Raw genomic sequence first — 13,806 nt, forward strand, 5'->3', positions numbered from 1 at the left:
TCCCGAGGACCACCTTCGCCGCCATGGTCGGAGAGCGGATCCGGGCGGACATCATCGAGGGCGCCCTCCGACCCGGGAGCCAGCTCAACGAGGTGGAGCTCGCGGCGAGCTTCGGTGTGAGCCGGGGACCGGTCCGCGAGGCCCTCCAACGGCTGATCCAGGAGGGGCTGCTGCGCAGCGAGCCGCACCGCGGTGTCTTCGTGCCCGTGCTGGAGGCGGCGGACATCGACGACATCTACCTGGCGCGGGAGGCGCTGGAGACGGCCGCGCTGCGGAGGGTCACCGGGACCTCGCGGGCGCTGTCGTCGTACAAGACCCTCGACCGGATCGTCCGCGCGATGGAGTCGGCCGAGAAGTCGGACGACTGGAGCACGGTCGTCAGCCGCGACCTCGACTTCCACACCGCCCTCGTGGCAGCCGCCGACAGCCCCCGGCTGGAGCGCATGTTCACCACGGTGATCTCCGAGACACGGCTCTGCCTGGCCCTGCTGACGACCGCGTACGACCGCGCGGACCTCGTGCAGCGGCGCGACGACCTCGTCCAGGAGCACCGCCGGATCCTCGACCTCGTCCACACCGGTGACGTCGAGGGCGCCGTCGCCGTGCTGAAGACGCACTTCGAGGGTGGGAAGGGGACGCTCAAGGAGGGGATGGCAGCGGACGCCTCGAGGCCGCACGCCGGCTGAGATCCGCTCCCGCGGCGCTCAGGCGCCGGGCGCCGGGGCCTCGTTGGCGGCCCGGCGGGCGATGACGTCCCGCACCATCTCGCGGTTCTCCTCCAGCAGAGCCGTCACCGCCGCGACGGCCTTCTGCGGGCGGCGCGAGGCGAAGGCCTCCACCAGGTCACGGTGCTCGGACCGCACTGCGTCGGTGTTCTCGTACTCGCGCCGGTCCACGCTGAGCAGGACCAGGAAGTAGCGCAGCTCGACCATCAGACCCGCATAGAACGCGTCCAGCCGGGGGCTGCCGAGGGTGGCCACGATCGCCTGGTGGATCGCGAGGTCGGTCTCCACGATGGTGCGCGCGTCCCCGGACTCCAGCGCCGCCTCGAACGTCGCGTGGGCCGCCTCGACCCCGCTGAGGTCGGTGCGCTTCCCGAGACTGGTCGCGGCGAGCCTCTCGAGGTGCAGGCGCACCGTGAAGACGTCGAGGATGTCATCGTCGGTGGGGTCCCAGACCACGAGGCCGCGGTTGAAGCTGTACCGGACGAGGCCGGAGCTCTGCAGCAGACGCAGCGCCTCCCGCACGGTGTTCCGCGAGAGGCCGAGGGTCCGGGCGATGCCTGCCTCGCTGATCCGCTCACCCGGTCGCATCGACCCGTCGAGGATGAGGTTCCCGAGCCCGTCGGCGACCTGCTGGGCGGTGCTCCGCCCGACCACCTCGATGCCTTCGATCCCGGACATCCTGCGAATGTACTACAGCCGTACAGTTGAGAAGATCTGGAACGACGAGGTCTGCCTCAGCCCCGGCCGACGACGGCATGAGTGCGCGGCTGCCCGGGCGGAGAGCCCACCCCGGGCAGCCGCGCACTCTCTGCTCAGGCGTCGGCCCGCTTGAGCGCCCGGCGCCAGGCCTCGACGCCCTCGTCGATCTGCTCGCTCGTGACGATGAGTGGCGGGATGAACCGCACGACGTTGCCGCGGGTGCCGCACGTCAGCAGCAGCAGGCCCTCGTCGATGGCGGCCTGCTGGACGCCGGCGGCGAGGTCGGGCCGCGGCGTGCCGTCGGCGTCGACGAACTCGCACCCCACCATGAGCCCACGCCCGCGGATGTCGACCGTCGCCTTGATGTCCGGTGCGATCTCGCGCAGCGCGTCGATGAGGCGCGCACCCTGGGTCGCGGAGTTCTCGACGAGTCGCTCGCGCTCGACGACGTCGAGGGTCGCCAGGGCCGCCGCGCACGAGACGGCGTTGCCGCCGTACGTGCCGCCCTGCGAGCCGGGCCACGCCTTGCTCATGAGCGACTCGGACGCGGCGATGGCCGAGAGCGGGAAACCGCTGGCCAGACCCTTGGCGGTGATGAGGACATCGGGCGTGATCCCGGAGGGCTCGTGTCCCCAGAAGGTGCCGGTGCGCCCGACCCCGGTCTGTACCTCGTCGAGGACGAGCACGATTCCGTGCCTGGTCGCCCGCTCACGCAGACCCTGCAGGAACGCGTCCGGGGTGGGCAGGTAGCCACCGTCGCCGAGGGCGGGCTCGATGAGGAACGCGGCGGTGTCCGCGACGGCACTCGTCGTGGCCAGCAGGTAGTCGAGCTCACCGAGCGCGAACTCGACCGTCGTCTCCTCGTCCCAGCCGTAGCGGAACGCGTACGGGAAGGGTGCCGTGAAGACTCCGGACATCAGCGGCGAGAACCCGCTGCGGAACTTGGTCCCGGCCGTGGTGAGCGAGGCGGCCGCGACCGTGCGGCCGTGGAAACCGCCCTGGAACGTGATGATGTTGGGCCGGCCGGTTGCCATCCGGGCCAGCCTGACTGCCGCCTCCACGGCCTCGCTGCCGCTGTTGGCGTAGAACACGCTGTCGAGGCCGGCCGGCAGGAAGTCGCCGAGGCGCTCGGTCAGGTCGAGGATCGGGTTGTGACGCACGGTCGTGTACTGGCCGTGGATGAGCTTGCCGACCTGCTCCCGGGCCGCACGGACGACGTCGGGGTGACAGTGCCCGGTGCTCGTCACGCCGATGCCGGTCGTGAAGTCGAGCCAGCGGCGGCCGTCGGCGTCGTAGACGTAGCTGCCGAGCGCGTGGTCGACGAGGACGGGTGTGGCGGTCTTCAGCAGCGGTGACAGGGCGGTCATGCGAGGCCTCGCTCTCGGGTGGGGATGGCGATGTACTTGACGTCCAGGAACTCTTCGATGCCGAGGCGGCCGCCCTCGCGACCGAGCCCGGAGTGCTTGATGCCGCCGAACGGGGCCGACGGGGTCGACACCAGCCCGGTGTTCAGCCCGACCATGCCGACCTCGAGCCGCTCACTGACGTTGAAGGCCAGGTCGAGGTCCTGGGTGATGACGTAGCCGACCAGTCCCCACTCGGTGGCGTTCGCGGCGGCGATGACCTCGTCGAGGTCGGTGAAGGTCTGGATGGCGGCGACCGGCCCGAAGATCTCCGTGGTGAGCAGGTCGGACGAGGCGTCGACGCCGGTGAGGACGGTCGGCTGGACGAAGTAGCCCCGGCCCGGGACGCTGTTGCCGCCCGAGACGACCGTGGCCCCCTTCGCGACGGCGTCCTCGACCAGGCGCAGCACCTTGTCGCGGCTGGGCGCGTCGATGAGGGGCCCGACCTCCACGCCGTCGACCGTGCCGTCGCCGACGCGCATCGCGCCCAGCCGCTCGCCCAGGCGCCGGGCGAACTCGTCGCTGACGCCGGCGTGGACGAAGAAGCGGTTGGCCGCGGTGCACGCCTCCCCCATGTTGCGCATCTTCGCCTGCACCGCCGCCTCCACGGCGATGTCGAGGTCGGCGTCCGGCAGGACGATGAAGGGGGCGTTCCCGCCGAGCTCCAGCGAGGTCCGCACGACCTGCTTCGCGGCCTGCTCGAGGAGGATCTTGCCGACGGCGGTCGACCCGGTGAACGACAGCTTGCGGATGATGCCGCCCGTCAGGACCGGCTCGATGACCTCGGCCGCGCGGGAGGTGGTGACGACGTTGAGGACGCCGTCGGGCAGCCCGGCCTCCTGCAGGATGCGGGCGAGGGCGAGGCTCGACAGCGGGGTCTGCGGGGCCGGCTTGAGCACCATGGTGCAGCCGGCGGCGATGGCGGGGCCGATCTTGCGCGCGCCCATCGCCAGCGGGAAGTTCCACGGCGTGATGAGCAGGCAGGGCCCGACGGGCTGACGCATCACCAGGGTGCGGGCCGTGCCGTCGGGTCGCTGGGTGAAGCCGCCGTCGACGCGGACGGCCTCCTCGGCGAACCACCGGAAGAACTCGGCGGCGTAGCCGACCTCGCCACGCGCCTCCGGCAGCGACTTGCCCATCTCCAGGGTCATGAGCAGCGCCAGGTCCTCCTGACGCTCCATCAGGGCCGCGTACGCCCGGTAAAGGATCTCGGAGCGGGCCCGGGCCGGCGTGGCAGCCCAGGCGGCCTGGGCGTCGCGGGCCGCGGCGGCTGCCGCAGCCCCGTCCGCGACGTCGGCGTCCGCGACGGTGGCCAGGACCTCCTCGGTGGCCGGGTTGAGGACGTCCATCGTGGCGCCGGACGCCGCAGGGCGCCAGGTGCCGCCGATGAGCAGCTCCGTGGGGACGGCTGCCAACAGCCGGGCCGCCGGCGTGAGGTCGGTGGTTGTCGTCATGGTGTGGACTCCTTCGGGCGGATCGTGGGGGTCGAGGTCAGGGCGTCGTCGAGCACTTCGGCCAGGTGCCTGACCGGGGCGCGCGCGCCGGAAGGTGGCGTGCTCCCGGGGGCGGTGCGCGTGAGGTGGTCGATCTGGCACTGGCAGCTGAAGCCGTCGGCGATCGCCACCGCATCAGGGGGCAGGTTCGCCAGCTTGCCGGCCAGGTCGTGCCCGGCGACGGCCATGGAGGTGTCGTAGTGCTCGGCCTCGAAGCCGAAGTTGCCGGCCAGACCGCAGCACCCCTCCGACTCGGTGGCCTCGATGCCGAGCCGGCGCAGCACCCGGGTGTTGCTCGCCGCGCCGAACACGGCGTGCTGGTGGCAGTGCGTCTGCGTCAGCGCCCGAGCGGGAAGCCGCGGCGGGGACCAGCCCGCGTCGAGGCGGCTCTCGATGACGGCGGCGAACGTCGTGACGCGGGCGGCGACGCGCCGGGCCGCCTCGGTCTCGACGAGCTCGGGCAGGTCCTTCTTCAGCGCGGCCGCGCAGCTCGGCTCCAGCACGACCAGCGCGGCATCGCCGGTCGCGTCCAGGGCCGCGACGGTCCGCCCGAGGATCCGGCGTGCGGCGTCGAGCTGACCGGTGGTGATCCACGTCAGGGCGCAGCAGACCTCGGGGGCCCCGCCCACCGACAGCTCCGCCTCCCTCAGCACCCGTTCGGCGGCGCCGACGAGCCGGGGACGGAACCCGCGGGTGAACGAGTCGGTCACGATGAGGACGTCTGGCTGTTCATCGTGCCTGCCGAGGACGGCGGCACGTCGCGGCGTGAAGGCGGGCAGGACGCGGTGCGGTGTCACTCCCCCGATCCGCAGGGCGAGGGCGCGCAGGGCCCCGACCCGCAGCACGGCATTCGCGAGGGCCGGCACGCGGCCGGCCACGGAGATCCAGCGCGGCAGCCATCCCAGCGAGTAGTGCGACCTCGGCCGCAGCCGGCGCCGGTAACGCTGGTGCAGGACCTCGGACTTGTACGTCGCCATGTCGACGCCGACCGGGCAGTCCGACGAGCACGCCTTGCAGGACAGGCACAGGTCCAGCGCCTGGTGCACCTCGTCGGACCGCCACCCGTCGGGCAGCAGCGTCCCGGTCGTCATCTCCTGGAGCACGCGCGCGCGGCCGCGCGTGGAGTCCTCCTCCTGGCCGGTGGCCCGGTACGAGGGGCACATGAAACCGCCGTGGTCGCTGCGGCACCGGCCGACGCCGACGCAGCGCTGCACGGCGGCGGTGAAGTCGCGGTCGTGCGGGTAGGCGAAACCGGTGCCGTTCCCGGCGGTCGCGGGGTGGCGGACGCTCAGCGGCAGCAGGTCGCGCTCGAGCGGCGCCGGGTCGACGATGATGCCGGGGTTGAGGACGCCTCGTGGGTCGAAGAGCGCGCGGAACTCGGCGAACAGCGCGAGCATCGTCGGCGAGTACATGCTGGCGAGCAGCTCACTACGCGCGCGACCGTCACCGTGCTCGCCGGAGATGGAACCGCCGTGCCGGGCGACGAGCCGAGCCGCGGCGCGCACGAACCGAGCCATGGCCGACGTGCCCCGCTCCGTGCCGAGGTCGAAGGTGATGCGCACGTGCACGCATCCGGCACCGAAGTGCCCGTAGAGGACGCCGGACAGGTGGTGCTCGGCCAGCAGGGCCCGGAAGTCGCGCAGGTAACCCGCGAGGTTGTCCGGGTGGACGGCCGCATCCTCCCAGCCGGCCCACGTCTGGGTCGTCGCGTCCGGGCGGGTCGACAGTCCCGCGCCGTCCTCTCGCACCCGCCAGAGGGCCGCGCGGTCCGGTGCCTCGGTCACGACGAGACCGTCCCTGAGCCGGCCGTGCCGACGCAGCGTGGCCATCAGGCCTTCGGCCGCCGCGGCGAGGTCCTCCTCGGTGTCGCCGTCCAGCTCGACGTAGAGCCACGCCTTCCCGGCCGGCAGGGCGGCGACGGACTCGGCTCCTCGCCGCGCCACCATGGTGCCCACGATCGCCTCGTCGATCCCTTCGACGGCGGTGGGTGAGAACGGCAGGAGGACCGGGACGTCGGCAGCGGCGTCGACGATGTCGTCGTACCCGAGCACGAGCAACGTGGTCCTGGTGGCCCGCTGCACGAGCGAGAGCGTGGCGCCAACGGTCAGCGCGCACGTGCCCTCGCTGCCGGCGAGCGCACGTGCCACGTCGAAGCCACGCTCGGGCAGCAGCTCGTCGAGGTGGTAGCCGGACACCTGCCGCTGGATGCGGCCCAGCTCGGTCCGGATCGCGACGAGGTTCGCGGTCACGAGGTCGGTGAGCGCCGCCGTCAGCTGTGCCGCGTGCTCGACGGCGTGCGCCTGCGCGGTGGCACCCGGCTGGTCCAGGGCCGTCACCCCGCCGCGTCCGGCCCGCAGGAGACACCCGTCCGGCATGACGACGTCGAGCGACTCGACGTGGCTCGAGGTCCGGCCCCATCGCACCGAGTGGTTCCCGCACGCGTCGTTGCCGACCATGCCGCCGATCGTGGCCCGCGAGTGCGAGGACGGGTCGGGCGCGAACATCAGGCCATGGGGTGCGGCGGCGGCGTTGAGACGGTCGAGCACGACGCCGGCCTGGACGGTCGCCCGCCGAGCCTGCGGGTCGACCTCGAGGACCGCGTCGAGGTGACGTGACAGGTCGATGACCACGCCCGCGCCGATGGCGTTGCCGGCCATGCTCGTCCCACCGCCGCGGGTGGTGACCGGCACGCCGAGGTCCGCACACGCGCGGACCAGGTCCTGAACCTGTGCCACGGTGCGCGGGAAGGCGACGGCCAGCGGGGGCACGCGGTAGTTCGACGCGTCGAAGGCGTACATGGCCCGGGCGCCGTCGGAGAAGTCCAGCTCCACCTGTGGGCACGCCTGCTCCAGTGCCGCCCGGACGGTGGACCGGTCGGGGGGCGTCGTCGACACCTGACCGAGGCCCACCGTTGAGACGTTCACGGAGAAACTGTAGAACAGTTGAACTGCGCATCGCAAGATGGCTACTGTAGAACAGTTCTACAAAACCCTCGATGCCGTCCCGTGGGAGAAGGACATGGACCTGGACTTCACGGTTCGCCGCACGACCGCCCCCCAGCAGGTGGCGGACGGCCTCTCGCAGCTCATCCTCTCGGGCCACTTCGGCCCCGGGACGCGGCTACGCGAGAGCGCTATCGCGGCCGAGCTCGGCGTCTCCCGGAACACCGTCCGCGAGGCGGTTCGCATCCTCCAGCTCGGGGGCCTGGTCCGCTACCGGGTCAACAAGGGCGCCGTCGTCATCGCGCCCACGCCCGAGGTCGTGGACGGCCTCTACGAGGCGCGGTGCCAGCTGGAGGTCGCTGCAGTGCGCGAGCCCCGGGAGGCCGCGGAGCTGGCACCGCTGCGCGCGGCCTTCGCCCGGCTCGCCACCGCCGCGGACACCCTCGAGGTCATGGACATCGTCACCGCCGACCTCGACTTCCACGCGGCCATCGTCGCCCTGCTCCGCAGCAGCCGGATCGACGCCTTCTACGCCGAGTTGACCACCGAGCTGCGCTTCTACCTGTCCGTGCTGTCGATGCAGGACCACGAGCCCCACCATCGGGTGTCCATCGTGACCGAGCACGCGGCCATCCTCGAGGCGATCGAGTCGGGCAGGCCTGTCGACGCGGTGAGGGCGGTGCGCACGCACGTCGAGGACAACGCCCGCCGAGTGTGCGACATCGTCGCCCGCGATACGACCAGCCCGACCCGATGAGTCTCGTCACCGCACCGACGGCGCTCAGGGCGAGGGTGCAGTCTCACCGGACGGCGAGGGACGCGGCGCACCGGGCCATCTGGGTCCAGCGAGCCTCGGACGTCATTCCCATGAAGTGCAGCACGTGCGGCCGCGGAACCTGGGGACGAGTCGCGTACGACTCCGGGGAGGAGTTGTAGCAGGTCTCCGCAGTCCGGCCCTCGAGGTAGGGCTGGTTCCAGCCGGTCGGCAGCCAGCTGGTCCGCAGCAGGAAGGCCGAGCCCAGGCCCGGACCGGCCCACCGGTACTCGTCGTCTCCCCGACGCCAGCCGAGCGCCGCGAGGACCGCGCCCTGGTCGGCCCACGGTCCGGGCTGCCGACCCGCCGCTGAGACGGCGTCGAGGAACGAGAAGGACTCGGGGCAGGACCGCATGAGCCAGACGCCGGTGTTCGGGTTCACGCGGTGCTCGAACGGGACGTGCTCCAGCGCCAGAGCCTGGAAGTGGTCCGGGCGCAGGTGGTCGGCGATGTCCTCGTCGGTGCGCATCACCAGCACGTCCGCATCGAGCCACAGCGCCAGCGGGTAGTCCTGGAGGGCCTGCCGCAGCAGGCTCACCTTGAGCCACTTGGCGTCCTGCGCCGACGCACTCGCCCGCTCGCCGTCCACCTCGACGTCGACCGCGCGGACGTCATAGCCCCACCGGTCGGCCAGACGCCGGAACGTCGGGAGTGCCAGCTCGTGCAGCACCCGGCGCATCGTCGGGCCGGCGGCGGTGAGGACCACGCCTCGAGGTGGTCGGACTCGCGAGTCGGCACCCCCCGCATCTCGCCGCGACTCCGACATCGCCCCTCCCTCCGGCTGCCCTGCGGCGAAACCTACCGCCTCGGGGCGCTGCGGCGGGCGCCTCCACCTCGGAGACACGCCCTAGGCGACCCTGTCCTTGAGCTTGTAGTAGGCGCCGGCGACGGGCAGGAACCACGGCGGACCGAAGTGCCCGGGGATGCGCCGGAAGGGGACGTCGCCCCAGATGTTCGCCTCGCGGACCCCGGACATGTACTGGGCCATCTGACGTCCCATGTACGTGGCCATCTGGACGCCGTGCCCGGCGTACCCCATCGAGTAGTAGACGCCGTCGTGCTCGCCGGCGTGGACGCGGCGGTCGATGCTCATGTCGACCAGCCCTCCCCAGCAGTAGTCCACCCTGGCGTCGGCCAGCTGGGGGAAGAACCCGACCATGGCCTCCCTGAGGATCTTCCCGCTCTTCACGTCGGACTGGGGGCTGGACATCGCGAACCGTGCCCGGCCGCCGAACAGGAGGCGGTTGTCGGGGGTGATGCGGAAGTAGTTGAGGAGGTTCTTGGAGTCCGACGCGACGCGGCGGTTCGGCAGGAGGTCGTCGCACCTGCCGGCGTCGAGCGGCTCGGTGGCGATGATGAAGCTGCCGACCGGAGCGATGCGGACCTGCTGCCAGCGGAACGGCCGGCGGGTGTAGGCCCCCGTTGCGATGAGGACCGCTCGGCCTGGATCCGGCCTCTCGGGGTCACGAGCTCGTGGCCGGAGCCAACCCTGCTCAGGCTCAGCACGGGCGCCTCCTCGTGGATCGTCACGCCGGCGCGCTCGGCCGCCTCGCCGAGCCCGCGGATGTACTTGCCCACGTGGAGACTCGCGCTCTTCGACTCCACCATTGCCCCATGGAAGGAGTCCGACCCGATCTCGCGACGCAGCTCGCTCTTCGGGACGAGCTGCGAGTCCCCTCCCAGGCGGGTGTTCAGCAGCTCTGCGGTCTTCTCGAACCCCTCGTAGTGCGACGCCTTGGATGCGAGGTTGAGCTTGCCGGGACGCCCGAAGTCGCAGTCGATCTGTTCCTCGGCCACGAGCTTCTCGATGACGTCGATGGCCTCCGTGTAGGCGCCGTACAGCCGCGCTGCCGCGTCGAAGCCGTACTTCTCCACCGCCTGCCGGATGCCGATCGCCATGCCCGTCGTCGCCATACCGCCGTTGCGACCGGAAGCGCCGAACCCCACGGTGTGCTGCTCGAAGAGCTGAACCTTCGCCCCCCGTCGTGCAAGGTGCAGCGCCGCGACGACCCCGGTCAGGCCACCGCCGACGACGGCCACGTCGGTGCGTCCCTCCACGCTCGTCCTCGACCTCTCGGGGAAGCTCGCCGGTGCGGTGTCGAGCCAGTAGGACGTGAACTTCATTTCGTACTCCTCCAGCAGGGGATGGGCGCGGCTTGGGGGGGCCGCCGGCGACGGACCAGACCAGGCGGGAGCCGGTCGCCGCGGGCCAGCATAGCTGTTGACAGTTGACTACTGTACACGTATGGTCGACCATCGACCAGAGGGAACGGACCGCTCTGGGACCGAGCACCAGGAGGACCCGTGGTTTTCGCACCGCCGACGTTCGTCACGTTCGACATGAACGGCACGCTGATCAAGTTCGCCATCAACGACGCGATGCGCCAGGTCCTCGGCGACCGGCTGCCGGCCGAGGTCGCCGACGAGTACCTGCGCATCTGCAAGGCCTACCGGATCGACGAGTGCACCGGCGCCTACCAGCCCTTCCACCAGATCGTGGCCCGCTCCATGGAGCGCGCCTCGCGCTGGGTCGGCCTGCCCTTCCGCGAGGAGGACGCCCGGGCCGTCTACGACATCGTCCCGACCTGGGGCCCCTACCCCGGGGTCACCGCGGCACTGAACCGGCTCGCCGAGGCGGTGCCGCTGGTCATCATCACCAACAGCGACACCCAGCACGCCGTGCGCCTGGCCGAGAACCTGCAGGCCCCGTTCGAGCTGGTCATCAGCGCCGAGGAGATGGGCACCTACAAGCCCCGCCTGGCCGCGTTCGAGTACCTGTTCGACAAGCTCGGCGTCACCCCCGCCGAGCTCGTGCACGTCTCCGCCAGCCCGATGTACGACCTGCGCACCGCGGCCGTCATGGGCATCCGGGACAAGGTCTACGTCGACCGCGGCTTCGAGCAGGACGAGCACTGGCTCGGCTACGAGCGGATCACCGACATCGCCGACCTGCCCGTCCTCTTCGGCCTGCCGCGTCCCTGACACGACCTTGACACGACCTTGACACGACCCTGACACGACCGGAGGACCGCGCACATGATGATCGACAGCCCGGCGGTGGTGGCATGAGCGCTCCCCTGCCGCAGACCGTAGCCGGCGACTCGGCGTCCGAGCGGCTCCTCGCCCTCGGGCTGGAGCTGCCGGACCTCGAGGACAACGCCTACTTCGTGCACCACCGGGCGGTGGGCGAGAGCATCCACATCGCCGGCCAGCTGCCGTTCAAGGACGGTCGGCTGCTCGGCCGGGGCGTCGTCGGACGGGACGTGGACGTGGAGACGGCCAAGGAGCTCGCACGCCACGCCGCTCTCAACTGCCTCGCCGCCGCCGTGCAGGCGGTGGGAGACCTCGACCGGGTCCGGGTCGTGCAGATGCTCGTGTTCGTCGCCAGCCCGCCGGACTTCGGACTGCAGTCCCAGGTCGCCAACGCGGCCAGCGAGCTGCTCATCGAGGTGCTGGGCGAGAACGGGCGGCACGCCCGGACCGCGATCGGCGTCGCCGGTCTGCCGCTCGACACCCCGGTCGAGATCCAGATGGTGTGCACCGCCGTGTAGCAGCACGACGCCCGACCGTGTTCAGACGCAACCAGGAGGAGTCCAGCGTGAACCGGATCCAACGAGCCCTCGACGGCCTGGTCGAGCGGGTCAGCACCCCCGCGCCGATCGTGCTGGTCGACGTCATGCAGGACAACATCGAGCGCATGCAGCGCTTCGGTGACGAACACGGTCTCGACGTCAGGCCCCACGTCAAGACGCACAAGTGCGTGGAGATCGGTCGGCGCCAGGTCGCGGCCGGCGCCGTCGGGATCACCGCCGGCAACGTCGGCGAGGCCGAGGTGTTCGCCGAGGCCGGGTTCGACGACATCTTCATCGCCTACCCGATCTGGCCCGCGGGGACCAAGGGCGAACGGATCCGCCGGCTCGCCGAGTCCACCCGGCTGCGGGTGGGCGTCGACAACGTCGCGGCGATCGAGGCCCTCGCCGGCGCCATGGGTGACGAGCCCGACCGCCTCGAGGTCGTCGTCGAGGTGGACTGCGGCGCACGGCGTTCCGGGGCCCCGCCCGAGCTCGCGGGCGACCTCGCGCGCGCTGCTCGCACGTGCGGGCTCGTGCCGGTCGGGGTGTTCACGTACCCCGGTCACGGCAGCTCCGGCCGGGAGGCTCGCAGACAGGCCGCGAGGGACCAGCAGGACGCGCTCGTCACCGCCGTGCGCAGCCTCAGCGCCGTCGGGGTCACCGCCGAGGTCGTCAGCGCCGGCTCCACGCCGACCATCGAGTTCACCGGCAGCGACGTGGTCACCGAGATCCGTCCCGGCGAGTACGTCTTCTGCGACCGGGACAACACCCGGCTCGGCGCCTGCACCGAGGACCAGGTCGCCCTGTTCGTCGCCGCCACGGTGGTCAGCGACTGGGTCCCCGACCAGGTCATCCTCGATGTGGGGACGAAGGCGCTCAGCCGCGAGGGAAGCGTCGAGCGCGGCTACGGTGGCGTCGCCGGCACGACGGCGGTCCTCACCAAGCTCAACGAGTACCACGGGTTCCTCGGCCTGCCTGCCGGCGACTTCCGGCCCGGCATCGGCACCGTCGTCCCCGTGGTGCCGAACCACGTCTGCCCCGTCGTGCTCAACTTCGAGGAGCTCCTCGTCACCGACAGCGCGGGCACCTCGCTGCAGCGGTGGCCGGTCGACGCCCGCGGCCACCTCGGCTGAACCGGCCCAGCATCCCCCCGACCCACCACACCCTGAAGGACGTACCTGACATGAGACTCGAGAAGGTGACGGCGCTGGTCACCGGTGCCAGCAGCGGGATCGGAGAGGCGGTGAGCGCGCGCTTCCGCCGTGAGGGCGCGCGCCTGCTGCTCACCGGACGCCGGGATCGCCTCGACACCGCCGAGCCGGACGACCTCTACGTCCCCGGTGACCTCAACGACGAGGCGTTCGTCGAGAGCCTGGCCCGCCGGGCCGCCGAGTCCTTCGGCACCGTGGACGTCGTCGTCCTCAACCACGGCCTGCAGGTCAGCAGCCCGCTCACGGACATGGCGTACGAGGACGCGAAGCGCGTCCTCGACAGCAACCTGCTCAGCGCGTTCCTCGTCATGAAGCACTTCGCGCCGCTCATGCCTCCCGCGGGAGGGGCGTTCGTCTGCGTCGGCTCACGGCTCGGCATGGTCGGCAAGCCGGACGAGGTCCTGTACTCCGCCGCCAAGGGCGGTCTCATCATGCTCGCCAAGGGCGCAGCGATCGAATGGGCCTCTCGCAACATCCGCGTCAACGTCGTGGCTCCCGGCCTGACCGCCACCCCGGTCATCGAGGCCTCGATCCAGCGCCGCCCCGACCCCGACGCGTACCGGCGCGAGCGTGAGTCCCAGATCCCGCTCCACCGGCTCGCCACACCCGACGAGATCGCCGACGCGATCCTGTTCCTCGCATCGTCGGAGTCGTCGTACGTCACCGGGGCGGTCCTGCCCGTCGACGGCGGCTACACCGCCTTCTGAGGCCGGGACGCCGGCGGCCCCGAGCCTGACCGCCGTCCGGAGCCCGACGCACTGTCACGTAAGAAGCACTGACGCATATCGGTCGAAAAGCGTCACGACACGAGACCCGACGCGCGCTCTATCGTGCTCTCGCCCCGGTCCCCCGCCCACCCGCGCGGGCTCCGGCCACCGCACCGCAACCCGGCAGCAGCGAGACAGGCACCCCCACAGCGTCGCGGTCTCGGCCGCGTCCGTCATGCA

At 71.5% G+C, this 13,806-nt stretch carries 12 protein-coding genes and 1 pseudogene; 6 read left to right on the forward strand and 7 right to left on the reverse strand.

Going from position 1 to position 13,806, the window contains the following annotated elements; translation table 11 throughout:
- Window positions 1-23 precede the first annotated feature (23 nt).
- Entirely contained in the window at window positions 24-686 is a 663-nt protein-coding gene (locus AC1VM9_RS02995) for a GntR family transcriptional regulator (protein WP_481341885.1), read from the forward strand.
- Between the two features lie 18 nt (window positions 687-704).
- Here AC1VM9_RS02995 and AC1VM9_RS03000 read toward each other — a convergent pair whose 3' ends face one another.
- From AC1VM9_RS03000 to AC1VM9_RS03015, 4 genes are all read right to left on the reverse strand, one after another.
- On the reverse strand, window positions 705-1,403 hold the full coding sequence (locus tag AC1VM9_RS03000; protein WP_483121071.1) for a GntR family transcriptional regulator: 699 nt from the start codon (window positions 1,401-1,403) through the stop codon (window positions 705-707).
- Window positions 1,404-1,537: 134 nt separating this feature from the next.
- Complete coding sequence (locus AC1VM9_RS03005) at window positions 1,538-2,791, reverse strand: aspartate aminotransferase family protein (protein WP_483121073.1); 1,254 nt, start codon at window positions 2,789-2,791, stop codon at window positions 1,538-1,540.
- Entirely contained in the window at window positions 2,788-4,281 is a 1,494-nt protein-coding gene (locus AC1VM9_RS03010; RefSeq protein ID WP_481346684.1) for an NAD-dependent succinate-semialdehyde dehydrogenase, read from the reverse strand. Before AC1VM9_RS03010 ends, AC1VM9_RS03005 begins: the two co-directional genes overlap by 4 nt.
- On the reverse strand, window positions 4,278-7,244 hold the full coding sequence (locus AC1VM9_RS03015) for an FAD-binding and (Fe-S)-binding domain-containing protein (protein ID WP_483121075.1): 2,967 nt from the start codon (window positions 7,242-7,244) through the stop codon (window positions 4,278-4,280). The genes AC1VM9_RS03010 and AC1VM9_RS03015 overlap by 4 nt, the downstream gene beginning before the upstream one ends.
- Window positions 7,245-7,281: 37 nt before the next feature.
- On the opposite strand from AC1VM9_RS03015, the gene AC1VM9_RS03020 reads away from it, so the two are divergent.
- On the forward strand, window positions 7,282-8,019 hold the full coding sequence (locus tag AC1VM9_RS03020; protein ID WP_483121077.1) for a GntR family transcriptional regulator: 738 nt from the start codon (window positions 7,282-7,284) through the stop codon (window positions 8,017-8,019).
- 43 nt (window positions 8,020-8,062) lie between these two features.
- Here the strand turns inward: AC1VM9_RS03020 and AC1VM9_RS03025 are convergent, their stop codons facing one another.
- The 3 genes and pseudogenes from AC1VM9_RS03025 to AC1VM9_RS03035 form a co-directional block, all read right to left on the reverse strand.
- Window positions 8,063-8,782: a hypothetical protein gene (locus AC1VM9_RS03025; protein ID WP_483121079.1), complete on the reverse strand. Its 720-nt coding sequence runs from the start codon at window positions 8,780-8,782 to the stop codon at window positions 8,063-8,065.
- A gap of 141 nt (window positions 8,783-8,923) precedes the next feature.
- Window positions 8,924-9,505, reverse strand: a complete 582-nt coding sequence (locus AC1VM9_RS03030) for an NAD(P)/FAD-dependent oxidoreductase (protein WP_483123958.1) — start codon at window positions 9,503-9,505, stop codon at window positions 8,924-8,926.
- 77 nt (window positions 9,506-9,582) lie between these two features.
- A pseudogene (locus AC1VM9_RS03035) lies at window positions 9,583-10,200 on the reverse strand (NAD(P)/FAD-dependent oxidoreductase); the annotation flags it as partial.
- A gap of 180 nt (window positions 10,201-10,380) precedes the next feature.
- Here AC1VM9_RS03035 and AC1VM9_RS03040 point away from each other — a divergent pair.
- The 4 genes from AC1VM9_RS03040 to AC1VM9_RS03055 all read left to right on the forward strand — a co-directional run bounded on the left by AC1VM9_RS03040 (window position 10,381) and on the right by AC1VM9_RS03055 (window position 13,566).
- Complete coding sequence (locus AC1VM9_RS03040) at window positions 10,381-11,058, forward strand: haloacid dehalogenase type II (protein WP_483121081.1); 678 nt, start codon at window positions 10,381-10,383, stop codon at window positions 11,056-11,058.
- An 83-nt stretch (window positions 11,059-11,141) separates the two neighbouring features.
- Window positions 11,142-11,627 carry a RidA family protein gene (locus AC1VM9_RS03045; RefSeq protein WP_483121083.1) on the forward strand — a complete coding sequence of 162 codons (486 nt, stop codon included), beginning with the start codon at window positions 11,142-11,144 and terminating at the stop codon, window positions 11,625-11,627.
- A 47-nt stretch (window positions 11,628-11,674) separates the two neighbouring features.
- Window positions 11,675-12,781, forward strand: coding sequence for an alanine racemase (locus AC1VM9_RS03050; RefSeq protein WP_483121085.1), 1,107 nt, complete (start codon window positions 11,675-11,677; stop codon window positions 12,779-12,781).
- Between the two features lie 50 nt (window positions 12,782-12,831).
- A complete protein-coding gene (locus AC1VM9_RS03055) occupies window positions 12,832-13,566 on the forward strand; it encodes an SDR family NAD(P)-dependent oxidoreductase (protein WP_483121087.1) in 735 nt (244 codons plus the stop codon).
- Window positions 13,567-13,806: the final 240 nt, after the last annotated feature.

This window comes from Monashia sp. HAY1-11D, from assembly GCF_056868035.1.